At 66.9% G+C, this 23,936-nt stretch carries 22 protein-coding genes and 1 tRNA gene; 9 read left to right on the top strand and 14 right to left on the bottom strand.

Translation table 11 applies throughout. The features are described 5' to 3' along the window. Position 1: 1 nt before the first annotated feature. The gene (locus ASE66_RS07405) at positions 2-1,486 is read right to left on the bottom strand and encodes a hypothetical protein (protein WP_057188978.1); all 1,485 of its coding nucleotides are present in this window, start codon (positions 1,484-1,486) and stop codon (positions 2-4) included. Between the two features lie 392 nt (positions 1,487-1,878). Between ASE66_RS07405 and nadC the strand changes: the two genes are divergently transcribed. Next, the gene (gene nadC / locus ASE66_RS07400; RefSeq protein ID WP_057188977.1) at positions 1,879-2,712 is read left to right on the top strand and encodes a carboxylating nicotinate-nucleotide diphosphorylase; all 834 of its coding nucleotides are present in this window, start codon (positions 1,879-1,881) and stop codon (positions 2,710-2,712) included. Positions 2,713-2,733: 21 nt separating this feature from the next. Next, positions 2,734-4,776 (top strand): phosphonate metabolism protein/1,5-bisphosphokinase (PRPP-forming) PhnN, encoded by a 2,043-nt coding sequence (phnN, locus tag ASE66_RS07395; RefSeq protein WP_057188976.1) that lies wholly within the window; start codon positions 2,734-2,736, stop codon positions 4,774-4,776. A 165-nt stretch (positions 4,777-4,941) separates the two neighbouring features. On the opposite strand, the gene ASE66_RS07390 is transcribed toward phnN, so the two are convergent. The 5 genes from ASE66_RS07390 to ASE66_RS07370 all read right to left on the bottom strand — a co-directional run bounded on the left by ASE66_RS07390 (position 4,942) and on the right by ASE66_RS07370 (position 9,710). Continuing rightward, positions 4,942-5,397, bottom strand: coding sequence for a MarR family winged helix-turn-helix transcriptional regulator (locus ASE66_RS07390; RefSeq protein WP_057188975.1), 456 nt, complete (start codon positions 5,395-5,397; stop codon positions 4,942-4,944). A 99-nt stretch (positions 5,398-5,496) separates the two neighbouring features. Then, positions 5,497-6,609: a Gfo/Idh/MocA family protein gene (locus ASE66_RS07385; RefSeq protein WP_057188974.1), complete on the bottom strand. Its 1,113-nt coding sequence runs from the start codon at positions 6,607-6,609 to the stop codon at positions 5,497-5,499. Between the two features lie 150 nt (positions 6,610-6,759). Then, positions 6,760-7,557, bottom strand: a complete 798-nt coding sequence (locus tag ASE66_RS07380; protein WP_057188973.1) for an ATP-binding cassette domain-containing protein — start codon at positions 7,555-7,557, stop codon at positions 6,760-6,762. Between the two features lie 2 nt (positions 7,558-7,559). Continuing rightward, a complete protein-coding gene (locus tag ASE66_RS07375; protein WP_057188972.1) occupies positions 7,560-8,708 on the bottom strand; it encodes an ABC transporter permease in 1,149 nt (382 codons plus the stop codon). A 66-nt stretch (positions 8,709-8,774) separates the two neighbouring features. Further along, a complete protein-coding gene (locus ASE66_RS07370; protein ID WP_057188971.1) occupies positions 8,775-9,710 on the bottom strand; it encodes a sugar ABC transporter substrate-binding protein in 936 nt (311 codons plus the stop codon). 393 nt (positions 9,711-10,103) lie between these two features. On the opposite strand from ASE66_RS07370, the gene ASE66_RS07365 reads away from it, so the two are divergent. Further along, complete coding sequence (locus ASE66_RS07365) at positions 10,104-11,348, top strand: Zn-dependent hydrolase (protein WP_057188970.1); 1,245 nt, start codon at positions 10,104-10,106, stop codon at positions 11,346-11,348. A 99-nt stretch (positions 11,349-11,447) separates the two neighbouring features. On the opposite strand, the gene ASE66_RS07360 is transcribed toward ASE66_RS07365, so the two are convergent. Next, the gene (locus tag ASE66_RS07360) at positions 11,448-11,843 is read right to left on the bottom strand and encodes a RidA family protein (protein ID WP_057188969.1); all 396 of its coding nucleotides are present in this window, start codon (positions 11,841-11,843) and stop codon (positions 11,448-11,450) included. 42 nt (positions 11,844-11,885) lie between these two features. Further along, on the bottom strand, positions 11,886-12,536 hold the full coding sequence (locus tag ASE66_RS07355) for a TetR/AcrR family transcriptional regulator (RefSeq protein ID WP_057188968.1): 651 nt from the start codon (positions 12,534-12,536) through the stop codon (positions 11,886-11,888). A gap of 123 nt (positions 12,537-12,659) precedes the next feature. Here ASE66_RS07355 and ASE66_RS07350 point away from each other — a divergent pair, with 123 nt between their 5' ends. The 4 genes from ASE66_RS07350 to ASE66_RS07335 are packed head-to-tail and all read left to right on the top strand — an operon-like array spanning position 12,660 to position 16,663. Then, a complete protein-coding gene (locus tag ASE66_RS07350) occupies positions 12,660-13,436 on the top strand; it encodes a cyclase family protein (protein ID WP_156412070.1) in 777 nt (258 codons plus the stop codon). Between the two features lie 23 nt (positions 13,437-13,459). Continuing rightward, positions 13,460-14,386 (top strand): 3-keto-5-aminohexanoate cleavage protein, encoded by a 927-nt coding sequence (locus ASE66_RS07345; RefSeq protein ID WP_200964566.1) that lies wholly within the window; start codon positions 13,460-13,462, stop codon positions 14,384-14,386. 8 nt (positions 14,387-14,394) lie between these two features. Next, positions 14,395-15,423, top strand: a complete 1,029-nt coding sequence (locus ASE66_RS07340; RefSeq protein WP_057188966.1) for an SMP-30/gluconolactonase/LRE family protein — start codon at positions 14,395-14,397, stop codon at positions 15,421-15,423. A gap of 31 nt (positions 15,424-15,454) precedes the next feature. Further along, complete coding sequence (locus ASE66_RS07335) at positions 15,455-16,663, top strand: ABC transporter substrate-binding protein (protein ID WP_057188965.1); 1,209 nt, start codon at positions 15,455-15,457, stop codon at positions 16,661-16,663. A gap of 9 nt (positions 16,664-16,672) precedes the next feature. Here the strand turns inward: ASE66_RS07335 and ASE66_RS07330 are convergent, their stop codons facing one another. The 6 genes from ASE66_RS07330 to ASE66_RS07300 all read right to left on the bottom strand — a co-directional run bounded on the left by ASE66_RS07330 (position 16,673) and on the right by ASE66_RS07300 (position 22,047). Continuing rightward, positions 16,673-17,422: an ABC transporter ATP-binding protein gene (locus tag ASE66_RS07330; RefSeq protein WP_057188964.1), complete on the bottom strand. Its 750-nt coding sequence runs from the start codon at positions 17,420-17,422 to the stop codon at positions 16,673-16,675. After that, positions 17,398-18,276, bottom strand: a complete 879-nt coding sequence (locus tag ASE66_RS07325) for an ABC transporter permease (protein ID WP_200964565.1) — start codon at positions 18,274-18,276, stop codon at positions 17,398-17,400. The genes ASE66_RS07330 and ASE66_RS07325 overlap by 25 nt, the downstream gene beginning before the upstream one ends. A 2-nt stretch (positions 18,277-18,278) precedes the next feature. Then, complete coding sequence (locus ASE66_RS07320) at positions 18,279-19,292, bottom strand: ABC transporter substrate-binding protein (protein WP_244494830.1); 1,014 nt, start codon at positions 19,290-19,292, stop codon at positions 18,279-18,281. 91 nt (positions 19,293-19,383) lie between these two features. Continuing rightward, positions 19,384-20,730, bottom strand: coding sequence for an LLM class flavin-dependent oxidoreductase (locus ASE66_RS07315; protein ID WP_057188962.1), 1,347 nt, complete (start codon positions 20,728-20,730; stop codon positions 19,384-19,386). Positions 20,731-21,453: 723 nt separating this feature from the next. Beyond that, positions 21,454-21,529, bottom strand: a tRNA-Ala gene (locus ASE66_RS07305). 116 nt (positions 21,530-21,645) lie between these two features. Then, complete coding sequence (locus ASE66_RS07300) at positions 21,646-22,047, bottom strand: TIGR02300 family protein (protein WP_057188960.1); 402 nt, start codon at positions 22,045-22,047, stop codon at positions 21,646-21,648. Positions 22,048-22,287: 240 nt separating this feature from the next. Here ASE66_RS07300 and cmk point away from each other — a divergent pair, with 240 nt between their 5' ends. Beyond that, positions 22,288-22,914, top strand: a complete 627-nt coding sequence (gene cmk / locus ASE66_RS07295; RefSeq protein WP_057189236.1) for a (d)CMP kinase — start codon at positions 22,288-22,290, stop codon at positions 22,912-22,914. 203 nt (positions 22,915-23,117) lie between these two features. Beyond that, positions 23,118-23,933, top strand: a complete 816-nt coding sequence (locus tag ASE66_RS07290; RefSeq protein ID WP_082613296.1) for a DUF1194 domain-containing protein — start codon at positions 23,118-23,120, stop codon at positions 23,931-23,933. The last annotated feature ends 3 nt before the right edge of the window (positions 23,934-23,936 follow it).

Raw genomic sequence — 23,936 nt, 5'->3', positions numbered from 1 at the left:
CCTAGCCGAGCGAGCGGCGCGGCTGCTCGGGCGCCAGCGGCCAGGGATTGTCCGGGCGCTGGGGCAGGCGCAGCTGGCTGCCGCCCTTGAGCGAGGCGAGCGGCTGAATCGCATCCATATGGCCGCCGAGCGCCTCGTAATCGGTCAGGCTCATGGTGAATTCGAGCGGCGCGACCAGTGCCGGCGTCGGCACGTAGCCGAAGGCGTTCTCGGGCAGGCGGGTGACGTCGACCATGAAGGTGATGCCGCCGCCCGGCCAGATGTAGACCGGCGCGCCGCCGCAGGTGACATAGGTCAGCGCGTCCTTGACCGAGCGGGTCAGCCGGACCGGGTTCTCAGTGACGCCGGCGCGCAGCGAGCCGCCGGCGCCGCCGATGAAGAGCACGGTCGAGAGCGCCGGCTCGCAATTCTCGGCGATGCGCTCGACCGCATCGACCAGCGGCTGCGGCATCTGCGTCTCGACCGGAACGAGGTTCTCGTCGAGCTCGTAATAGGCGGCATGCTCGCCGGTGGTCGAAACCATCAGGAGGCGCAGGCCGGCATAGGCGACCTTGGGGTCGAATGGCCCGAGAATGGTGAGTGGGTCGCTGATATTGGTGCCACCCCAGCCGGTGCCCGGCTGCGCCACCTGGAAATAGCGGCCAGGCGTCGAGCGACGGCCCTTCAGCTTGATGCCGGTGCCGGGCATGCCGAGCAGCTTGCCGGCCTGGTGCTCGGAGAGCACGCCGGTGATGTGATCGTCGACGACCACGACCTCGTCGACCTTGCCATGCCATTGCTTGGCGAAGATGCCGATCGTCGCCGAGCCACAGCCGACGCGCATCCGGCTCTCCTGGACGCCGTTGACGATCGGCGGCTTGCCGGCCTGCACGATCACGCTCTCGCCATCGTCGATGGTGAGCTCGACCGCCTTGCCGTTGCTGAGCTGGAGCAGCGCGTCGCAGGTGACACGACCCTCCTTCTTCGAGCCGCCGGTGAGGTGGTGGACGCCGCCGAGCGAGAGCATCTGCGAGCCGTATTCGCCGGTGGTGACGTGGCCGATCGCCTCGCCCTCGACCCGCACCGTCGCCTGCTCGGGGCCGAGAAAGCGATCGGTGTCGATCTTCACCTTGATGCCGCAATAGCTGAAGATGCCCTCGGTCACGACGGTGACCATTTCGACGCCGTCGACCTCGGACGAGACGATGAACGGGGCCGGCTTGTAGTCGGGATAGGTGGTGCCGGCGCCGATCGCTGTGATGAAGGTGCCCTGCTGGTGCACGATCTCCCCGTCCCATTCGCGTGATCCGGCGAAGGGCACGATCTCGCCGCCATGCTCCAGCGTGCGCTCGAGCACGACATGCGGCTCCATCCGCACCAGCTCGCCCTCGACATTGCCGTAGCGATCGCAGGCGCCGACGGCGCCGGGCTTGATGAAGCACATCACCGGGCAGGCATCGCAGCGGATCTTGTCGTCCGCGACCGGGCTCGCTTCGTCCAGCGCCATGCTTGATCCTCGCCGCAGAGCGGATGTTCGGATTTTGTTTGTGTACAAACGATACTGGCGCGCCTCTTAGACCGAGTCAAGACAAGGCGAGGCGTGAGGCGGCGCCCAATCTACGCCGGATTTCGGGATTGGCCCACGCGTCGGTCAGTGCAGCCGAGCCAGCGCCGGTCAGCAAGGCCGGAAAAGGGCCGCGGCAGTCAATTCTTGCATACAAGATTAGTTGCGGCCCCGCACGAGGCTAATTCTACCGTGCGGAGATGACCTCGCCGTGACACGCTTGCCGGTTGCAAGCACGGCTTCGATGGCGCATTGACAGCCAAATTTCCCCGCTGCTATTGTTTGCATACAAACATGTTTCGAGCGGCGCCGCCGCGGGAGAAAAGGGGCCTTCCATGTATGACAGCTTCGCCACGGATCGCCTGATCGACCATTGGCTGATCGAGGACATCGGCGCCTGCGACCTCACCGTCCAGGTGATGATCGAGGCCGACGAGACCGGCAAGTTCCAGATGAACGCCCGCGAGCCGATGATCGTCGCCGGCGTCGAGATCGCGGCCCGGGTGTTCAAGCGCTACGATCCCGAGCTCAAGGTGACCCTGCTGGTCAAGGACGGCGACAAGGTCGAGAAGGGCGCGATCCTGGTCGAGATCGAGGGCGCCGCCCGCAGCGTGCTCACCGCCGAGCGCACGGCCCTCAACATCGCCCAGCGCCTCTCCGGCATCGCCAACGAGACCGCCCGCTATGCTGCCGCCATGGCCGGCAGCAAGGCGCGCCTGATCGACACCCGCAAGACCACGCCGGGCCTGCGCATGATGGAGAAGCACGCCGTGACCTGCGGCGGCGGCCTCAACCACCGCCTCGGCCTCGATAACGGCGTGATGATCAAGGACAACCACATCGCCGTCTGCGGCAGCATCACCGCCGCCGTCGAGCGCGCCCGCAAGAAGTTGCCGGTGCTGACCAAGCTCGAGGTCGAGTGCGACAATCTCGGCCAGGTCGAGGAAGCCGCCAAGTGCGGCGCCGACGTGATCATGCTCGACAACATGTCGGTCGCCGACATGACCGAAGCCGTCAGGTTGATCGCCGGCCGCGCCAAGATCGAGGCCTCCGGCGGCATCAACATCGACACGATCGGCCCGATCTCCAAGACCGGCGTCGACTACATCTCGACCAGCAAGATCACCCAGTCGGCTCCGGCGGTGGACATCGGCCTCGACGAAGCCTGAGCAGGGAATGCGGCCAAGGGAATGCGGCAAGGTACCTTCTTCCTCGTCGTCGGCCCAAGCGGGGCCGGCAAGGACTCGCTGATCGACGGCGCCCGCACGCTGCTGGAGCCGACCGGCCGCTATGTCTTCGCGCGGCGCGTCGTCACCCGCCCGGCCGGCTCGCCGGGCGAGGACCACGAGGCGGCGACGGACGAGGCCTTCGACGCGCGCGAGGCTAAGGGCGACTTCCTGATCACCTGGGGCGCCCATGGCCTGCGCTACGGCCTGCCGGCCGAGCTGAAACGCCTGGTCGAGGCCGGCCGCAACGTCATCGCCAACGGCTCGCGTGCCACGATCGCGGCGCTCGCCAAACGCCTGCCGCGCTTCGTCGTCGTCGAGGTGACCGCGCCGCCCGAAGTGCTCGCCGCCCGCATCGCCGGGCGCGGGCGCGAGAGCGGCGAGGCCATCGAGAAGCGCCTGTCGCGCACGGTCGAGCCGCGCCCGGAAGGGATCCGGGCGGCAACGATCTGCAACGACCAGAGCGTCGAGATCGGTGTCGAGCGCTTCATTGCCGCAGTCGAGGCCGCCGCCAACACGATGCGGCTGCGCCGTTTGCCGCTCTTCGCCGGCCGGGCGCATTGCGCCTATCTCCCGGCCAAGGGCGAGATCGTCAACGGCTTCGATTATCTCGGGCCGGGCCGGATCGAGATTTCGGGAGCGACGGCCAGCACCCGCTCGGACGTGCAGGTCATCGACCTGCCCTCGCTGCTCGCCGGCGACGAGATCGGCATGTCGTCAGAGGCCTTCGACGAGCTCGGCCTGCCCGAGGGCAGCGAGGTCACGCTCCGGCGCACGCCTTCGCCCGAGAGCCGCGCCGCGCTGACCCGCAAGATCCAGGGCGGCGAGCTCTCGGAAGCCCAGTACCACACGCTGATCCGCGACATCGTCGAAGCCCGCTATCCCGATGGCGAGGTCGCAGCCTTCCTGGTCGCGGCGACGCAGAAGCTCTCCGACGCCGAGGTCGTCGCGCTGGCGCGGGTGCGCAGCCGCTTCGCGCAAAAAATCACCTGGCCGGACAAGATCGTCGTCGACAAGCACTCGATGGGCGGCATTCCCGGCAGCCGGATCACGCTGATCGTCGTGCCGATCGTCGCCGCGCACGGCGCCTTCCTGATGCCGAAGACGTCCTCGCGCGCCATCACCTCGGCGGCCGGCACGGCCGATGCGATGGAGGCCCTCGCCCGCGTCGAACTCAACCCGGCCGAGCTGCGTGCCTGCGTGGAAAAGGCGCGCGGCTGCATCGCCTGGAACGGGCGGCTGAACCATTCGGTCGTCGACGACGTGATGAACGCGATCACGCGGCCGCTCGGCATCGATTCGAATCGCTGGTCGGTTGCCTCGATCCTGTCGAAGAAGTTCACCGCCGGCTCGACCCATGTCATCGTCGACCTGCCCTATGGCCCGCGCGCCAAGCTGAAGAGCGAGGCCGAGGCCGCCGAACTCGCATTGTTGTTCGAAACGGTCGGAGCCGGGCTCGGCCTCGTCGTCCAGGCCTTCCCGACCGACGGAACCCGGCCGATCGGGCGCGGCATCGGCCCGGCGCTGGAATGCCGCGATGTCGGCTGGGTGCTCGACAACGACCCGCAGGCGCCGGCCGACCTCGTCGAGAAGGCGCTGTTCTTCGCCAGCCATATCCTCGCCTGGGACCCGGCGCTGGGCTCGGTCGCGGCCGGACGCGCACGGGCCGAAGAGCTGTTGCGCTCCGGCGCTGCACGCGCCGCCTTCGAGCGGATCATTGATGCGCAGGGGCGGCGCGAGCCGCCGGTCGCGCCCGGTCTGCTCGTCCATACGGTACGCTCGCCCACGGCCGGCACGGTCACGGAGATCGACGGCTGGGCGGTCGCCGGTATCGCAAGGCGCGCCGGAGCGCCCTTCGACAAGGCGGCGGGCATCGACCTGCGCCGCCATGTCGGCGATACGGTCGCCGCAGGCGATCCGCTCTTCGCTATCCATGCCAGTGCTTCGAGCGATCTCGAAGAAGCCAAGGCGATGGCGGACAGCTGCGACTGCTACGTGATCAGTTAGTTGCGTCGCGAAAACCCAAGCCCAAGTCATTCGGGCCAAGCCGCGAAGCGGCGCAGAGCCGGGATCCATTCCGGAACGCCAATTGGAAAGGCTCAGGAATGGATCCCGGGTCTCCCTTCGGTCGCCCGGGATGACCAGCGTTTGTGTGGATTGACCTAAAGAGCCTCAGCGCAGCTGCTTCAGCAGGGCGATCAGCGTCGCCCGCTGGTTGGTCGCGAGCGGCGCCAGCGTCACCTTGGTCACCGTCTCCGCCTTGGGCAGAAGCTCGCGGGTGTAGTCGATGCCGGCCGGGCTGAGTTCGACGATGAGCCGCCGGCCATCCTCGGGATCGGGTTTGGTCTGCACCAGCTTGCGCTTGAGCAGCCGGTCGACCACGCCCTTGATCGTGGCGGCGTCCATCGCGGTCTGGCGGCCGAGCAGGTTCTGCGAGGAACCGCCATCCTGATAGAGCCGCGCCAGCACCGCCCATTGCGTCGGCGTCAGGTCGGTGCCCATGATCTCATTGAAGATCGAGACATGGCGCTGCGCCACCTGGCGCATGATGAAGCCGACCTGCTCGGCGAGATCATAGCTCTCGTCGGCAGGCTCGGGCGTCTCGGCCGCATTGCTCGGTCGCGCCATCGCTGATCCTCGTTCGTATACGAACGATATCCCTAGAGTATATCCCGCGAAAGTGGGACCCACTTTCGCGACCGGGACCTGTTCCAGCGAAGCAGGTCCTCAGACGCTCGTCCAGCGCTTGTCGCGGAAACTCCGGGCCGCAGCCTCGACAGTGCGCTCGATGCGCAGGCCCGCCGCGAAATCGAGGAGATGCGCGGGCTCGCCGGCAATGGCCCGCAACAACTCGCGACATTCGATGATCTTGAGCTCGTTGAAGCCGAGGCCATGGCCGGGCGCCGGGATGAAGCGGCCATAGGGCTCGTGCGCCGGGGCGGTCAGGATGCGGCGAAAGCCCCGGACGTCGCTGGCGCCCTCGGCGGTATAGAGCTCGACCTCGTTCATCCGCTCCTGATCATAGGCGATCGTGCCCTTGGCGCCGAAGACCTGCAGGGCGATCCGGCCCTTGCGGCCCCAGGCCGAGCGGTTGAGGGCGACGAGCCCGGAGGCGCCAGTCGAGAGGCGCAGCAGCAGCGTGGCGATATCGTGTGTCTCGACCGGACGGCTGCCACCGGCCGCGAGCGGCCGCTCTGGATAGGGCCTGGCCATGTCGGCCATCACCGAATCGACCTCGCCGATGAGCACCTTGATCAGCGAGAAGGCATGCACGCCGAAATCGTCGAGCGCGCCATGCCCGGAGGCGGCCTCGCTTTTCCAGGAGAAGAACGCGCCGGCATCGGCCATGAAGTCCTCGTCCATCTCGACGCGGACATGGTTGACCTCGCCGATCGTGCCATCCGCAATCAGGCGTTTCGCCAGGCGGATCGCCGGATTCTGGATGTAGTTGTAGCCGAGCGCTGCGACCGCGCCGGCCGCCTTCGCCGCCGCCAGCATCGCTTCGGCATCACCAAGGCTGGTCGCCATCGGCTTCTCGCACCAGACATGCTTGCCGGCGGAAAGCGCGGCGATCGCCATCTCGGCATGAAAAGCGTTCGGCGTGGTGATCGAGACGACGTCGACATCGGGATGGGCGATGAGCGCCTTCCAGTCGGCGGTCGCCTCGGCGAAGCCGAACTCGCCGGCACGCTGCGCCGCCAGGGCTTCGTCGACCTCGCAGAGCACGGCGAGCTTCGGACGCGGCACGTCGCCGAAGACCGGGGCGACGGCGTTCCAGGCGAGCGCATGGCACTTGCCCATATAGCCGGTGCCGATCAGGCCAACGCCGAGCGCGCGCATGAGGAGATCCTTTTCTCGTCAAAAATGCCCGGTCATCCCGGACAAGCGGCGAAGCCGCGCTGATCCGGGATCCATTCCTGAACCGTTCCGGAATGGATCCCGGGTCTCCCTGCGGTCGCCCGGGATGACAGCGTCAGGGTAGGCGGCACATCAGACCGTGCCGCCGAGCTCTTCCGAGACCGCCTGCAATTCCTTGCCGCCGGCCATCAGGTTCTGCAGCTCGTCCATGGCGATCCCGGACTTGGCGTAGGTGCCGAGCGTCTTGCCGCGGTTGAGCACGGTGAAGCGATCGCCGACGGCATAGGCGTGGCGGACGTTATGGGTGATGAAGATCACGCCCAGCCCCTTGGCTCGCACGAGGTTGATGTATTTCAGCACCATCGAGGTCTGGGCGACCCCGAGCGCCGAGGTCGGCTCGTCCAGGATCAGCACCTTGGCGCCGAAATAGACGGCCCGGGCGATGGCGACGCATTGGCGCTCGCCGCCGGAGAGCGTGCCAACCGCCTGGTGCGGGTCGCGGATGTCGATGCCGATCCTGTGCATCTCGTCGCGGGTCACTGCATGGGCGAGGTCGAAATCGATCCATTTCAGCGGGCCGAAGCCACGGATCGGCTCGCGGCCCATGAAGAAGTTCCGCGTGATCGACATCAGCGGGATCATCGCCAGATCCTGGTAGACCGTGGCGATGCCGGCATCGAGCGCATCGCGCGGGCTCGAAAAGGCAACCGGCCGGCCCTCGACCAGGAACTCGCCGGAGCTCGGCTTGTGGCAGCCCGAGAGCGTCTTGATCAGCGTCGACTTGCCGGCGCCGTTGTCGCCGAGCAGGCAGAGCACCTCGCCGGCCGAGACCTTGAGCGAGACGCCCGAGAGCGCGATCACCGAGCCGAAATGCTTGACGATGTCGCGGACCTCGATGAGCGGGGCCTGCTCCGGAGCTGCTTTTGTCATGTTCAGCGCTCCCCTGTCGCCTTGCGGCGGATGAAGTTGTTGAACAGCACGGCGAGCAGCAGCATGCCGCCAAGGAAGACCTGGAACCAGTCGCTGTCGAAGCTGGTGTAGGTCAGGCCGATCGAGACCATGCCGAAGATGATCGCGCCGAAGAAGGCACCGACCGCCGAGCCGTAGCCGCCGGTGAGGAGGCAGCCACCGATCACCGCGGCGATGATCGCCTCGAACTCCTTCTGGAAGCCGCGGCGGGCATCGGTCGAGCCCGCGTCGAGCACGGTCAGGATGGCAACGAGGGTGGCGGCGCAGGCGGTCAGCACGAATAGGGTCGTCTTGACCATGTTCACGGGCACGCCGGAATTGCGGGCCGCATTGGGATCGCCCCCGGCAGCGAAGATCCAGTTGCCGAAGCGCGTGCGCAACAGGACATAAGTCGCGAGCGCAGCGATGGCGAGGAACCAGAGCACCCCGACCGGAACGCCGGTCACAGTCGGCGTGCCGTTGGGAAACTTGGCGATCAGGTTGGCCTGCGCCAGCCAGGCGAACAGCCCCTCCAGCGCCTGGCCGGAGAAGAGCTCGCGGACGATGCCGTCGCCCGCCTTGTCGCCGATCCCACGCAATTGCGTCGAGCCGCCCGTCGCCCATTTCAGACCGACCAGCGAGAGCCCGCGCAGGATGAAGAGAAAGGCGAGCGTGACGATGAAGGAAGGCAGGCGGGTGCGGATGACGATCTGGCCGTTCACCGCCCCCATCAAACCGGCGAAGACGAAGGTCGCGACGATCGCCGCCAGCAATGGCAGATCGCCGACGACGATCAGCGCGCCGAAGACGAGGCCGGCGAAGGCGATCATCGAGCCGATCGAGAGGTCGAACTCGCCGCCAATCATCAGCAGCGCCGCAGCGATGGCGAGGATGCCGAGCTGCGATGCCGGCGAGAGCACCGTCATCACCCCGGCGAGGGTGAACATCGCAGGGTTGGCGGTGAGGCCGAAGAAGACGGTCACCAGGACGAGGCCGGCGACCGCGCCAAGCTCGGGCCGGCGCATCAGCCGGGCGAGAAGCGAGACGCGGCGCAAACGCTCGTCACGGGCCTCTGCAGCAGGGTCATTGGGCCGGGACGGGCCCGCAGCGAGATCGGCGGTCGACGTCGTCATGGCGCGCCTCCTGAGCTTCCGAACGATCCGGGAGGAAAGGCGGCGCCGGCCGGCGCCGCCCTAAGCTCAGCGGATGCCCTTGGCCGAGAGGTCGACGACCTGGGCCGCCTTCTCCTTGGTGATAAGGTTCGGGCCGGACGGGACGTTGCCGCCGGGCACCAAGCCGTATTCGGCATTGAGCGCCAGGAAGGCGACCGGCAGGTAGCCCTGCAGGAACTGCTGCTGGTCGATGCCGAAGGCCGCTTCGCCCGCCGCGATCGCCTTGAGGAAGTTGGCCGAGAGATCGAAGGTGGCGACACGGACGGTCGCGATTTTGCCGGCTTCCTTGACGCCCGCCAGGGTCGGCTCGCCGCCAAGCGAGGCGCTGAGCGCCATCACCGTGTCGACGCTGGCGTCAGAGAGCGCCGCCTTGACCTTGGAGCGGATCTCGGTCGGATCGTTCGAGACCGGCAGGACCGTGACCTTGCCCTTGAAGCCTTCGGCGAAGCCCTTGCAGCGCAAATCGAGCGCGACATTGCCGACCTCGTGGTTGACGCAGACGCCGACCTTGCCGCCCATGCTGGCGAGCTTCTCGCCGGCGGCCTTGCCGGCGTCAAACTCGTCCTGGCCGACATGCAGGAGGGCGCCGAGCTTCTTCGAGACATCGGAGCCCGAATTCATCGAGATCACCGGGATGCCGGCGGCGACCGCCTTCTGGATGGAGGGGCCGAGCGCCGAGGCATCGGGGATCGAAACGACGAGACCGGCCGGCCTCTGGTTCACCGCGGCGTCGATCAGCTGGCTCATCGCGACCATGTCGAAGGTCTCGGGAGCGCGGTAGTCGACGGCGACCTTGAGGTCGGCGGCGGCCTTGGCGACGCCGTTCTTCACCACCGACCAGAACGGGTCCGCGGCCTGGCCATGGCTGACGACGATGATCCTGGTCTGCTGCGCGACGCTTGGCGTCGCTCCTGCGACCGCGATGGCGGCGACAGCAATCATCCCTGCGAGAAACCGCTTCATCTCATCCTCCCTTGCGGGGATGTCCCCCGCTTTCGTTATCGGTCCGATCGGGTTCGATCGGCCGGTTTTCGGGCGATTTGGCGGGCCGCGAAGCGTCGCGGACTACCTGGATGGCGAAGAAGGGAGGACGCGCTTCGAGCGCGGCCGCCGACTCTGCGCTTCATTCAAAACGAAACAAAAAAACCGTTTTCGATATTCAATAGAATAATCATTCCACTTCGCATGCGCGCCTGTCAAGCGCCTTCTGCGCCGATGACATACCGGAGCGCGTACCTGACCGTTCCACCCCGACCGGAGAAACCCATCACCAATATCGATTTGCCATGAGCGGGCGGCCGCCTCGATTGTGGCTCTCGAAGCGGCGCGCTCAGCGTCCGGCATCGGGGGACATTCATGGGCCTGCCAGCGACTGCGCGCATCGATATCGGGCGCTTCTGGACGACGATCGAGCGCTCGGGCGAGATCGGCACCGGCCGACCGGGCGGTCTGTCGCGGCTGGCGCTCGGCGATGCCGACAAAGAGGTGCGCGACGTCTTCATCGACTGGTGCCAGCAGGCCGGGCTGAGCGTGCGCGTCGACGGCATCGGCAACATCTTCGCGCGCCGGGCCGGGCAGGACGACAGCCTGCCGCCGGTGGTGATGGGCAGCCATCTCGACACGCAGGTGAATGGCGGGCGCTTCGACGGCATCGCTGGCGTGCTCGGCGGGCTTGAGGTCTGCCGCACGCTCGACCAGCTCGGCCACCGCACCAAGCGGCCGATCGAGGTCGTCAACTGGACCAATGAGGAGGGCGGGCGCTTCTCGCCGCCCATGGTCGGCTCCGGCTGCTTCACCGGCGCCTATACACTCGACTGGGCGCTGGGCCGGCGCGATGACGACGGCAGGACGATCGAAGAGGAGCTCGATCGCATCGGCTATCGCGGCGAGATGGAGGCGGCCCCCCATCCCTTCGACGCCTATGTCGAGTTCCATATCGAGCAGGGGCCGATCCTCGACCGCGAGGGCATGCAGGTCGGCGTCGTCATCGGCGGCTTTTCCAGCACCGGCATGCTGGTCGAGTTCCGCGGCGAGACCGCCCATACCGGCCCCTGGCCGATGGAGCGGCGCAGGAACGCGCTCATCGCCGGCGCGCGCCTGTTGGTGGCAGTCGACGATCTCGGCTGGGAGCATGCCGGCAGCGGCGGCAAGGCGACGGCCTCGCGCCTCGTGGCTTGGCCGAACAAGCCGGGCATCCTCTCGGACTGGGCACAGGCGACCTGCGATGTCCGCCATGCCGACCCGGAAACCGCAGCGGTGATGGCCGAGCGCGTGCGCCGCGCCATCCACGAGGCTGCGGCGCGGGCCGATTGCACGGCCGAGATCCTCGATGTCTGGAACTGGGGCGGCAAGGTTTTTGTCGACGAGTTGATCGAGCAGGTCCGCGCCACCTCGCTCGAGCTCGGCTACCGCACGCGCGACATTCTCAGCCAGGCCGGGCACGACGCCTATTTCGTCGCCCGCCATGCGCCGACGACGATGATCTTCGCGCCCTGCAAGGGCGGCATCACCCACAACAATGGGGAATTGTGCACGCCGGATGATCTCGAGCCCGGCCTCAACGTGCTCTTGCATACGGTGGTGGCGCGGGCGGACCGCTGAATCGAAGCGTCATTGCGAGCGCAGCGAAGCAATCCAGGGGCGGTAGCGCTCTACGTCCTTCTGGATTGCTTCGTCGCTGCGCTCCTCGCAATGACGGGTTCAGCCGAGCGCGGCGACGCATTCGATCTCGATGTCGAAGGGCAACGGCCAGGGCCGGATCGCGGCGCTGGTCCGGGCCGGAAAGCCCGTGGTGAAGTAGGTCCGGTAGACTGCGTTGACGCCGGCCATCAACGCGGGATCGGTGACGAAGATCGTCGCCTTGATCACCTCGTCGAGCGAAGAGCCGCCATGGCGCAGGGTGACGGCGAGCGCATCCATCGCGGCACGGGTCTGCGCCTCGATATCGCCGCTGACGATCTCGCCGGTCGTGACGTCGATCGGCGGCATGCCGCAGGTGAAGAGCAGGTCACCGACGCGGGCCAGTGCCGAGGTCGGCGCGCCGAGTCGGCGGATCGCCTCGGAAATGACGGGCACTTCGATGATCTCTCGGCGCATGGCTTGATCCATCTTCCTTTGTCTACGAGCGGATGCGCCAACTCAGCCGGGGCGGCCGCTCAGCAACCCTTCGATGCCGCCGGCACAGAAGCCGGTCAGGCGCTGCAGCAGGAGATCGGCGTTCTCGGCCACGGGAACGGAATCGCGTTCCTGATCGAGCCGTACCGCGCGGTCGCCGGCGGCCATGGTCATCACGAGCGCGCCGACCATGAACAGATAGGCGTCGACCAGGGCGCCGGTCGGAGCTTGCGGATAGAGCTTGCCGAGTGCGGTGAGAAACTGCCTGGCGGTCGGGTCGAAATGCTCGGCGAGGACGCCGCGCGCCGCCTCGCGCGGGTCGACGGCTTCGCGGGCGGTCATCATGGCGAAGGCGGCGCCCTGGACGCCCTCCGTGAAACGCTGGCGCACGGAGGGGCCGATGAAGGCGGCGACGATCTCGCCGATGTCGAGCGCCGGCCGGGCCAGAGCCTCACCGAGCGCCTGGGCGCGCGCCAGCGCCAGGGCATGCGCCCGGCGGGCGAAGACGGCGCGGTAAAGCGCCTCCTTCGAGCCGAAATGATAGCTGAGCTGCGAGAGCCGCACGCCCGCCGCGGCGGCAAGATCGCGCATGGAGGCGCCGTCGGCACCGCCGCGCTCGGCGAAGAGCCGCTCGGCAGCGTCGAGAATGCGGTCGCGCGTCGGCATCGCGGACATCGTGCCCTCCGGAAATCCCAGCAAATCCGCTCTTACCAGAAAGCGGCGGGCTTGCTATAGGTCGGACGTTCGTCCAAATTCGAACCATAGACAACACACGCTCCGGGAGGACACACCGGCATGCTGCCTGGCCGCCTCGTCGACCTGTCGATTCCGCTCGAGAACGACGTCCCTGCCGACCCGCCCTTCCAGAAGGTCAGGATCGATTATCGCACGCATGAGGCGACGGCGAAGGACATTGCGGCGGCGTTTCCGGGGCTGACGCCCGAGCAGCTCCCGGACGGCATGGGCTGGGCGGTCGAGCTTGCGACGATCTCGACCCATAACGGCACCCATGTCGACGCGCCCTGGCATTACCATCCGACCCAGGATGGCGGCGCGCCGGCGCTCAGGATCGACGAATGCCCGCTCGACTGGTTCCTGCAGCCCGGCGTGAAGCTCGATTTCCGCGATCTGCCTGATGGCCATGTCGTCACGCCCGCCGAGATCGACGCCGAACTCGCGCGCATCGGCCACAGCTTAAGCCCGCTGGAGATCGTCATCGCCAACACACGGGCCGGCGCACGCTATGGCGAGGCCGACTATGTCGATTCCGGCTGCGGTTTCGGCCGCGAGGCGACGCTGCATCTGGTGCGGCAGGGCATCAAGGTGGTCGGCACCGATGGCTGGAGCTGGGACGCGCCGTTCAGCCATACCGCCCGCCGTTTCGCCGAGACCGGCGACGCCTCGCTGATCTGGGAAGGCCACAAGGCCGGGCGCGAGGCCGGCTATTGCCAGATCGAGAAGCTGCACAATCTCGAAGCGCTGCCGGCGACCGGCTTCATGATCAGCTGCCTGCCGGTGAAGGTCCGCAACGGCTCGGCCGGCTGGACCCGGGCCGTGGCAATTTTTCCGGGCTGAACGCAGGGACGAAGGAGAGCTACGTGAGCAAGATCATCATCACCTGCGCCATCACCGGCGGCATCCATACGCCGACCATGTCGGAGCATCTGCCGATCACGCCGGACGAGATCGCGAGCCAGGCGATCGCGGCGGCGGAGGCGGGCGCGGCGATCCTGCATTTGCATGCACGAGACCCGAAAGACGGCCGTCCGACGCCGGATCCTGCGGTGTTCATGGAGTTCCTGCCGCGGATCAAGCAGGCGACCGATGCTGTCGTAAACATCACCACCGGCGGCGGCCTGACCATGACGGTCGAGGAGCGCCTCGCCGCGCCGCTGAAGGCCGCGCCGGAGATGTGCTCGCTCAACATGGGCTCGATGAACTTCGCGCTGCATCCGCTGGCGGAGAAGTACAGCGACTGGAAGCACCCCTGGGAGCAGCCTTACCTCGCGAACACCAAAGACTTCATCTTCCGCAACACCTTCGGCGACATCGAGCGCATCTACAAACTGCTCGGCGAGGGCCACGGCACCAAGTTCGAGCACGAGTGCTACGATGTCGGCCACCTCTACAATCTCGCGCATTGCCTCGATCGCGGCTGGTTCCGGCCGCCGGTCTTCCTGCAACTGATCTTCGGCATTCTGGGGGGCATCGGCGCCGATCTCGACAACCTGATGTTCATGAAGCGCACGGCCGACAAGCTCTTCGGCAAGGATTATCACTGGTCGGTGCTCGCCGCTGGGCGCCACCAGATGGCGTTCTGCACACAAGCCGCGATGCTGGGCGGCAATGTCCGCGTCGGGCTCGAGGACAGCCTGTTCATCGGCAAGGGCAAGCTTGCGACCTCCAATGCCGAGCAGGTCGCCAAGATCCGCCGCATCGTCGAGGAGCTCGGCTACGAGATCGCCACGCCCGAGGAGGCCCGCGCGACGCTCGGCCTCAAGGGCGGCGACCGCGTGAATTTCTAGGAGCTGGGATGTCGCCTCGCCTTAACCCGCTCGACGGCTTCACCATCGATCCCGCCGCGCTTGGCTATATCGGCGAAGGCCTGCAGCGGCCGGAGTGCATACTCGCCGAGCGTGACGGCTCGCTCTGGAGTGCCGATGCGCGCGGCGGCGTGGTGCATATCAGGCCGGATGGCACGCAGGAGCTGATCACGCAGACGGCGAGCCGCGGTTTCGCCGAGGCTGCCGACGAGGAGGCGCGCTTCGTCTCCGGCACCTTGCCGAACGGCCTCGCCTTCGCCCGCAATGGCGACGTGCTGATCTCGAATTTTGGCACCGACCGGCTGGAGGCGATGACGCGCTCGGGCGAAACCCGCGTACTGGTCGACGCCATCGACGGGCAGGCGATCGGCAAGGTCAATTTCGTGCTGCGCGACAGCAAGGACCGGATCTGGCTGACGATCTCGACCCGGACGACAAACTGGATGCGGGCGATGAGCCCCGATGTCCGCGACGGCTATGTCGCGCTCTATGATGGCGGGCGGCTGCGCATCGTCGCGGATGGATTCGCCTTCACCAACGAGATCCGGCTCGATGCCAGGGAAGAATGGCTCTACGTCGCCGAGACCTGCGCCTGCCGGGTTACCCGGCTGCGCGTCCAGCCCGATGGCTGCCTCACCGATCGCGAGATTTTCGGCCCGAGCGACCATGGCGCCTTCATCGACGGCATTGCCTTCGACGCCCATGGCAATCTCTGGGGCACGCATGTGATGGTCGACCGGGTCTTCGCGATCACGCCCGAAGGCGACCTTCGCATCCTGCTCGACGACGATCGCGGCAGCGCGGCCGGCAAGGCGCTGATGGCGGCCTTTGCTCGGGACGAAGTAACCCCTGAGTTGATGCTCGCCTGCGGCGGCGCGATCGCGCCCTGGTTCGCCAGCATCACCTTCGGCGGAGCCGATCTTCGTACCGCCTATATCGGCAGCCTGCGCGGCAGCCGCATCCCCTGCTTCAGATCACCGGTCGCCGGCCTGCCGATGGCGCACTGGCGCGACCGCTAGCAACGACGAAAACACCACGGGAGGAATTCACATGAAGGGTCTGGTCTCGGCGCTCGCTGTCGCCACCGCATTGTTCGGCGCTCTGCCCGCCGCCGCCGAAATCTCGGACGGCGCCATCAAGATCGGCGTGCTCACCGACATGTCTGGCGTCTATTCCGACATCACTGGCAAGGGCTCGATCACTGCTGCCCGCATGGCGGTCGAGGATTGCCTGAAGGCGGAATGCTCGGGCATGAAGATCGAGGTGGTCTCGGCCGACCATCAGAACAAGGCCGATGTCGGCTCGGCGATCGCGCGGGAATGGATCGACCGGCAGGGTGTCGATGTGCTCGCCGACATGTCGAACGCCTCGCTGCAGCTCGCCATCCCGCCGCTGCTGAAGGACAAGAACCGCGTCGGCCTCTTCCCCGGCGGCACGGCACGCCTGACCGGCGACGCCTGCCAGCCCGACCATGTCGTCCAGTGGATGTGGGACACCTATGTCCAGGTCGCCGGGATCGCCAACCACCTGACCAAGCCCGGCACCAAATGGTATCTGGTCACTGCCGACTACGCGCTCGGCCACCAGCTAGAAGCCGACGCCAAGACCCTCGTCACCGCCAAGGGTGGCAGCTATGTCGGCTCGGTCCGGCACGCCTTCCCGGCGGTCGATCTCTCGTCGCAGCTCCTGACCGCGCAGGGCTCCGGCGCTGACCTGATCGCGCTCGCCAATGCCGGCGGCGATACCGTCGCCGGCATCAAGACGGCGCGCGATTTCGGCATCGGCCAGGACAAGCAGAAACTGGTCGCCTTCTTCCTGACCGCGATGGACGTGAAGAGCGTCGGCCTTGCCTCGGCGCAGGGCACGATCCTGACCGAAGGCTTCTACTGGGATATCGACGAGCGCACCCGCGCCTTCTCGGAGCGCTTCAAGGCGGCGCATGGCGCGGTGCCCTCCGCGATCCAGGCCGGCGTCTATTCCTCGGTCCGGCACTATCTCAAGGCGGTCGTCGCCGGAAAGTCGGACGAGGCCAAGACGGTGATCGCCAAGATGCGCGAGCTGCCGATCGAGGACGAGGTCGTGCGCAATGCCAAGCTCCGCGAGGACGGGCGCATGGTGCACGATTTCTACGTCTTCCAGGTCAAGAAGCCGGCGGAGTCGAAGGGCGAATGGGACCTCTACGACCTCGTCGCCACCATCCCCGGCGACCAGGCCTTCCGCCCGCTCGCCCAGAGCGCCTGCCCGGCGATCAAGAAGTAGCTGAGCCGCTCAGGCGACGCGGCGCAGCTCCTCCTGGGTCACGCCGAGGCTGCTCAGCAATTGGCCACGCACCTCGGCGAAACGCCGCTGCCGCGGTCCCGCCTCGGTCGGAAGATCGACCTTGAGGTCGACGACGAAGCGGCCTTCGTCGAGCACGAGCACGCGCTGGGCCAGATGGATCGCTTCGTCGACGTCATGGGTGACGAGCAGCACGGCGGGGCGATGGCGGGCGCAGAGATCGAGCAATAGCGCCTGCATGCGCAAGCGGGTCAGCGCATCGAGCGCGCCGAAGGGCTCGTCGAGCAACAGCAGCTCGGGCTCACGCACCAGCGAGCGGGCGAGAGCGGCGCGCTGCTGCTCGCCGCCTGAGAGCTGGGTGGGCCAGGCCTGCGCCCGCGCCGTCAGCTCGACCTCGGCGAGGGCGTGCAAAGCGCGCTCGCGCGGCGTCTCGCTCTTCAGCCCGAGCGAGACATTGTCGACGACCTTCTTCCACGGCAGCAGGCGTGCATCCTGGAAGACGACCGAGACCGCATCGGGCGTGCCGAGCCGGCCGGAGCCGGGCACGCCATGGTCGAGCCCGGCAAGCGCGCGCAGGAAGGTGCTCTTGCCCGAGCCCGAGCGGCCGAGCAAGGCGACGAACTCGCCGCGGCCGATGTCGAGATCGACATCGTCGATGATGGTGCGCTCGCCATAGCGGCGAGTGAGGCCGCGAACCGCGACGACGGGCGGCTGGGTCAGTCGGCCAGAATCTTGCGCCATGGCAGAGCCTTTCGGGTGATGAAGCGGACGAGCCAGTCCGAGCTCAGGCCGAGCGCGGCATAGACGGCGAGGCACAGGATGATGACCTCGGTCTGGCCATAGGTGCGGGCGAGGTTGATCATGTAGCCGAGGCCAGAGGTGGCGTTGACCTGCTCGACCACGACAAGGGCGAGCCAGGAATAGGTGACGCCGAAGCGCAGGCCGAGCAGGAAGCCGGGCAGCGCCGCCGGCAGCACGACATGGCGCAGGAACTGCGTGTTGGAGAGATCGAGCGTCTCGGCCAGCTCGATGAAGCGGGCATCGGTCGAGCGCAGGCCGTCATGGGTCTGGATATAGATCGGCGCGAAGGTGATCAGTGCGATCGTCAGGATCTTCATGCCCTCGCCGATGCCGAACCAGAGCATCAGCAGCGGGATGAGCGCCAGCGCCGGGATGGCGCGCTTGATCTGGATCGGGCCGTCGACGAGGTATTCGCCGATGCGGCTGAGGCCGGCGATGACGCCGAGCGTGGCGCCGGCGATGATGCCCCAGAACAGGCCCCAGAAGGAGCGCTGGAACGAGGTCCAGAGGTTCTCCTGCAGGCGCCCGTCCTGGATCAGCTCCAAGCCCGTGGTCGCCACCGTCCAGGGCGCCGAGAGGATGCGGTCGTCGATGAAGCCGGTCGCTGATCCGATGCTCCAGAGGATGAGCAGCAGTACCGGGCCGAGCGCAGCGCCGTAGGGGATCGGCCGGCCCGGGCCGAGCTTGCGCCGGCGGCGGGGCTTGTCAGCCACGCCCGCAGGCTGGCTACGCGCGAGCTTGAGCCAGCCGGGATCGGCGGCGCCATGCGCGCCGGAGAGCGAGATGTCGGCCATGCTCATTCTCCCTGATAGGCCGCGCCGGCGACCTGCTCGAAGCGCCGGTCGAACAGCGCCTGCGCCTTCAGCACCGGCTTCTTCAGCTCGGCGGCGAGGAGGTCGATCGTCTCCTGCTGGCGCTCGATCGCCCCGCTCCAGTCGAGCGGCACGTCGGGATCGCCGTTGGATTCGACCAGGAAGCGGCCGGAATCAGCTTTGAGGCCCTGATCCTTGACGTAGTAGCCCTTGATCCACTCCTCGGGATGGGTCTCGACCCATTTCGTGGCACGGCCCCAGGCCTGGACATAGGCGCGGATCGCCGCCGCCTTGCCGGGGTCCTCCAGCGAGGCCTTGACGACGTAGAGATAGGCGGGATCATCGCGCAGGCCGTGCGGCAGCGCCCTCGCGCCGTCGCGCTCATAGTTCTGGACGAAGCGCTGCTTGTTCGCCTCCGCGATCGGCGCGGCATCAACGAGCTTGCTCGCCAGCGCATTGACATAGGCGTCGCCGACGCTCGGCAGTTCGACGAGCTGGACCTCGTCATGCCGGAGGTTGAGTTTCTTCAGCACACGCAGCACCAGCGCGCCCTGCGCCTGGCCGGGGCTGAAGGCGATCTTGCGACCCTTGATATCCTCGAGCCTCGAAATGCCGGAGCCCGGCGCCGTGGCGATCACATAGATCGGGTGGCCGACCGGATCGCGCCGGAACTTCGCCGCGACGATCCTGACGTCGAGCCCAGTCCACTGCGCATGAATCGGCGGGATATCGGCGACGGCGCCGATGTCCAGCGCCTTGGCGCGGAAGGCCTCGATCGTCTGCGGGCCGCCGGAGATATTGGCCCATTCGACCTTGAAGGGCAGCTTGGCGAGCTCTCCCGACAGAGTGAGCGTGACCCTGGTCTGCGGATCGCCGATCACCAAAGTTGTCCCCGGTGGGACGCGCTCGGGGATCGGTGCGGTCTCCGCCAAGGGTTGGGCGGCAACAGGGCCGGCCAGCAGTGCGGCTGCAAGGGGCAGGAGGTAGCTCAGTTTCATCTGATGTCCTCGATGGGCATGCGTCATCGCTTGACGGGCGGGGCCCGCACTGCGTCACGCATTGGGAAGGTTGTCGGCGCCGCCGAACGCCTCAGGCGCTCTTGCGCTGCTCCGCGGCGAAGAGGCTCTCCGGCCGCGGCAGCGCGTAATGGTCGCGCAAGGTCGCGCCGGAATAGTCCTGCCGGAACAGGCCGCGCTTGCGCAGGATCGGGACGACCTCGGCGACGAAGCTGTCGAAGCCCCCGGTCAGCCAGGGCGGCATGACATTGAAGCCATCGGCCGCGCCCTGCTCGAACCAGGTCTGGATCTCATTGGCGACATGCTCCGGCGTGCCGACGACGACGCGATGCCCGCGCGCACCCGCGAGACGCTGGATCAATTGGCGGATCGTCGGATTCTCGCGGTCGACGATGTCGACGACGAGCTGGAAGCGGCTCGCCAGCCCCTTCGGCCCGTTGGTGTCGATGATGTGGCGCGGCACGGGTCCGTCGAGGTCGTAACCGCTGAGATCGACGCCGATCATGCGCTTGAGCTGGTCCAGCGAGGCGGCCGGCTGGATCAGCTCGTTGATCTCCTCCTCGAGTCGATCGGCCTCGACCTGCGTCGAGCCGAGGAAGGGGCTGATCCCGGGCAGGACGCGGAGATGATCCGGTCGGCGACCGAGCGCGGCGGCGCGGGTTTTGATGTCGGAATAGAATTCCTGCGCGCTGCCAAGCGTCTGATGCGCCGTGAAGATCGCCTCGGCGAACTGGGCGGCGAAGGAGCGGCCGTCTTCCGAGGAGCCGGCCTGGACGTAGACCGGCCGCCCCTGCGGCGAGCGCGAGACGTTGAGGGGCCCGCGCACCCTGTAGTGCTTTCCGACATGGTCGATGCGGTGGACCTTGTCGGCATCGGCGAAAATGCCGCTCTGCGGGTCGGCAACGAGCGCATCGTCCTCCCAGCTGTCCCAGAGCTTGGTGACGACGTCGAGGAATTCGCGAGCCTTTTCATAGCGCTCGCCATGTGGCGGATGCTCCGGCAGCCCGAAATTATGGGCTGCCCCGGCATCGCTGGTGGTGACGATGTTCCAGCCGGCGCGGCCGCCGCTGATATGGTCGAGCGAGGCAAAGAGCCGAGCGAGGTTGTAGGGCTCGTTATAGGTCGTCGAGGCCGTGCCGATCAGGCCGATCTTCTCGGTCGCCGCGGCGATCGCGGTCAACCAGGTCACCGGCTCCAAGCGAACACGCGAGGAATAGCGGACGTTCTCCGCCAAAGACGGGCCGTCGGCGAGGAAGACCGCATCGAACTTTGCAGCCTCGGCCTTCTGCGCCAATTCCTGATAGTAGCGGATGTCGAGCACTCGCTCCGGCTCCGACTCCTTGTAGCGCCAGGCCGCCTCATGGTGGCCGCCGGGATAGATGAACAGGTTGAGCGTGAGCTGGCGGCCGGCATTGGACATCGCGCACCTCGCATAGAGCGAATGGTTTGACAGGGCGCGACCCTCGCAACCCTCTATCTTTCACGATGACGGCCAGCAGTACAAGTGGTCAAGAGAAGTATTTTTTAAAAAGAACGGTTCATCCAGCATATTATTACACAGTTATAGCTGGACTCAGTGGGCGGTTCACAAAATTCTATTCAGAATAAATGGCTGAATATAATTCCCCTTATGGGATGATCCTCCCTGCCTACCCAGCCGCTCAAGATAACCTTCCCATTTTGCGGCTCTTTGGGTCGACGATCAGCGCGTATTGATAGCCGTGCAGCTGCTGATCCGCTGTTCGACCTCGGCGGGAAGCGGCTGCAAGGCGACCGGCATCGGCAGGACCGCGCCCTTCGCGCCATCGACGCCCTGAACCCCATCCCCGATCCGGGGCAGGCCAGCGACCGTTGCGTGCAGGATTTCGCGGCAGCTCGATAGAAACGAGGTCGGTTCCGCCGACACTGCCCTTGGGGAGTTACCTCCTCACCGTTGGAGCAGTTTCCTTTTTCTGCCGCATCCGACCGGCTACCGTAGAGGCAATGGAGATAATCGGCGATGGCGGCACGGCCATCGCCATGGGCTTAGGGCGCATTGGCCGTGAGGCAAGGACCGCTCGACGTCTACGACGAATAGATGTCGGGGCTAGCGCCGCAGCGCTGAACCGAATTGCCAGAAAACCAGCCATTTACAAGGAAGATTTGGTGGAGCCAGGCGGAATCGAACCGCCGACCTCTTGAATGCCATTCAAGCGCTCTCCCAACTGAGCTATGGCCCCACTCTGCCGACCTTCTTGGGGNGACGAAGCGCTCTATAGGCAAGCTTGCGTCGAGACACAAGCACTGATGTCACGTTATCGTCGCGCTTTTTTCAAAGCCGCGATTCCGACGCGGCTCAGGCGTCGTCGTCGCCCTCGATGTCGCCATCGATCAGGTCGGCGACGTCGTCGTTCTCTTCCTCATCCTCTTCCAGGAAGGTGTCGTCGTCATCGCCGGCGGCGCTGTCATCCTCGACTTCGATGTCGTCGTCGCTGGTGACCACCGGCTCCTTCTCGGCGGCTTCCGCATCGGCCTCATCGAGCGAGACGAGCTCGACCGCGCCGTCGGCGGCCTCCGCCTCGTCCTCGTCATCCGGCGCCGGCTTCGGTGCCGGAGCCGCCTTGCCCTGCGGCTCGAACAGCGAGCGCGGATAGGACTGGCCGGTATAGGGCGAGACGATCGGATCCTTGTCGAGATCGTAGAATTTGCGGCCCGTGACCGGGCAAACGCGCTTGGTACCAAGTTCCGGTTTCGCCACGGCGTCGGACCTTCAAGTTCGTACAGGGTTCGTAAAAGCAGGGGCGTCCGTTAGTCGGGCTAAGCGTCCCTGTCAAATGCTGATTTGGCCGCGAGGCGAACCTGCGGCACCGACTGCAAAACCGCTTCGCATCGACGCGCCCGGTGCTTTAGAAGTCCGCCTCGACCTGAGCACCGGCGAAAGACGAGACTCGTGCCCATATCCCAGCCTGTAATCGCCCCCAGACAGAGGACCGAGCGCCTGGTGATCGCCGTCGATGGACCGGCGGCCTCCGGCAAGGGTACGCTGGCGCGCCGGCTCGCTGCGCATTACGGCCTGCCCTATCTCGACACCGGCCTGCTCTACCGCATGGTCGCCCGCACCTTGCTCGATGCCGGCGAGCCGCTCGACGACGCCGAGGCCGCCGCCGCCAGCGCCGCCGGCTTCGACGATGCGACAATCGACGAATCGCGGCTGCGCGGCCGCGAGATCGGCGAGGCCGCCTCGGTGGTGGCCGCGATTCCCGCAGTCCGGCGTGCCCTGATCGACCGGCAGCGCCGCTTCGCCGCGGCGGCTGGCGGGGCCGTGCTCGACGGGCGCGACATCGGCACCGTGATCTGCCCGGATGCCACGGTGAAGCTCTTCGTCACCGCGACGCCCGAAGTCCGCGCCGCGCGCCGGCACAAGGAACTGGCGGGGCGCGGCGAGACCACGGCCTTCGACGGCATCCTGGCCGATATCCGCCGGCGCGACGCCAGGGATTCAGGCCGCGGCGACGCGCCGTTGAAGGCGGCGGAGGATGCGGTGCAGCTCGACACCTCGGCGCTCGGCGTCGAGGAGGCCTTCCAGGCCGCACTCGCCATCGTCGAAGACCGCGGCCGCGGCTGAGGCCGGCTCGGCTTAAGCCTGGGCTTGGGCTTGGAGCTTGGGCGAAGGCCGGTGCCCATTTTTCGGGCCAATGCTCCCGCTTTGCCGCTTGGCGCGAATCGAAACTAGGAGCAGACTTCGACGACATTCGTTTGAAGCCTGCCTTCGCCCGGAACCCGTCTTCTTTCGGCGTCACGCTTCGACGACAGATGACGGAGGTTTCGATGCGGCCCTGGCTGTTCGGTCTCTTTTGTCTCGCGGCCGCCGGCTTTTGGCCGGCGTCGGCGCCAAATGCGCAGCAAGCGGCAGCGCCGCCCGAGGAGGTCGATGTCGCGCTGGTGCTGGCGGTCGACGTCTCCTATTCGATGGATCTCGACGAGCTCGCCTTGCAGCGCAACGGCTATATCGAGGCCTTCCGCTCGAAGCTGCTGCACGAAGCCATCGCCAAAGGCGCGATAGGCAAGATCGCCGTCACCTATTTCGAATGGGCCGGCGGCGACTTCCAGCACATCGTCAGGCCCTGGACCATCATCGAGACCCCGCAATCGGCGATCGCCTTCGCCGAGGAGCTCGGCGAGGCGCCGACCCGGCGCGGCCGGCGCACCTCGATCTCGGGCGCGATCGATCTTGCCGTCTCGCTGCTCGAGGCGAGCAACGTCACGCCGATGCGCCGCGTCATCGACATCTCCGGCGACGGCGCCAACAATGACGGACGGCCGGTCACGGCCGCCCGCGATGCGGCGCGCGACAAGGGCATCGCCATCAACGGCCTGCCGGTGATGCTGAAGCAGGCGAGCTATTTCGACATCGACAATCTCGACGTCTACTATGAGGACTGCGTCGTCACCGGCATCGGCGCCTTCGTGATCCCGATCCGCGAACGCCATCAGTTCGTCGATGCGACGCGGACCAAGCTGGTGCGCGAGATCGCGGAGCTGCCGGCCGGTCCCGAGGCCCTGATCCAGAAGGCGCAGGCCAAGGCGCCGCGCCTGTCCTGCATGCAGGGCGAGCGGCAATGGCGCGACCGGATGGGGAACTGACGA

This window comes from Allobosea sp. Root483D1 (assembly GCF_001429505.1).
Taxonomy (GTDB): Bacteria; Pseudomonadota; Alphaproteobacteria; order Rhizobiales; family Beijerinckiaceae; genus Allobosea.
The sequence above is the reverse complement of the archived record's forward strand: the minus strand, read 5'-3'. Positions and strand labels throughout refer to the sequence as shown.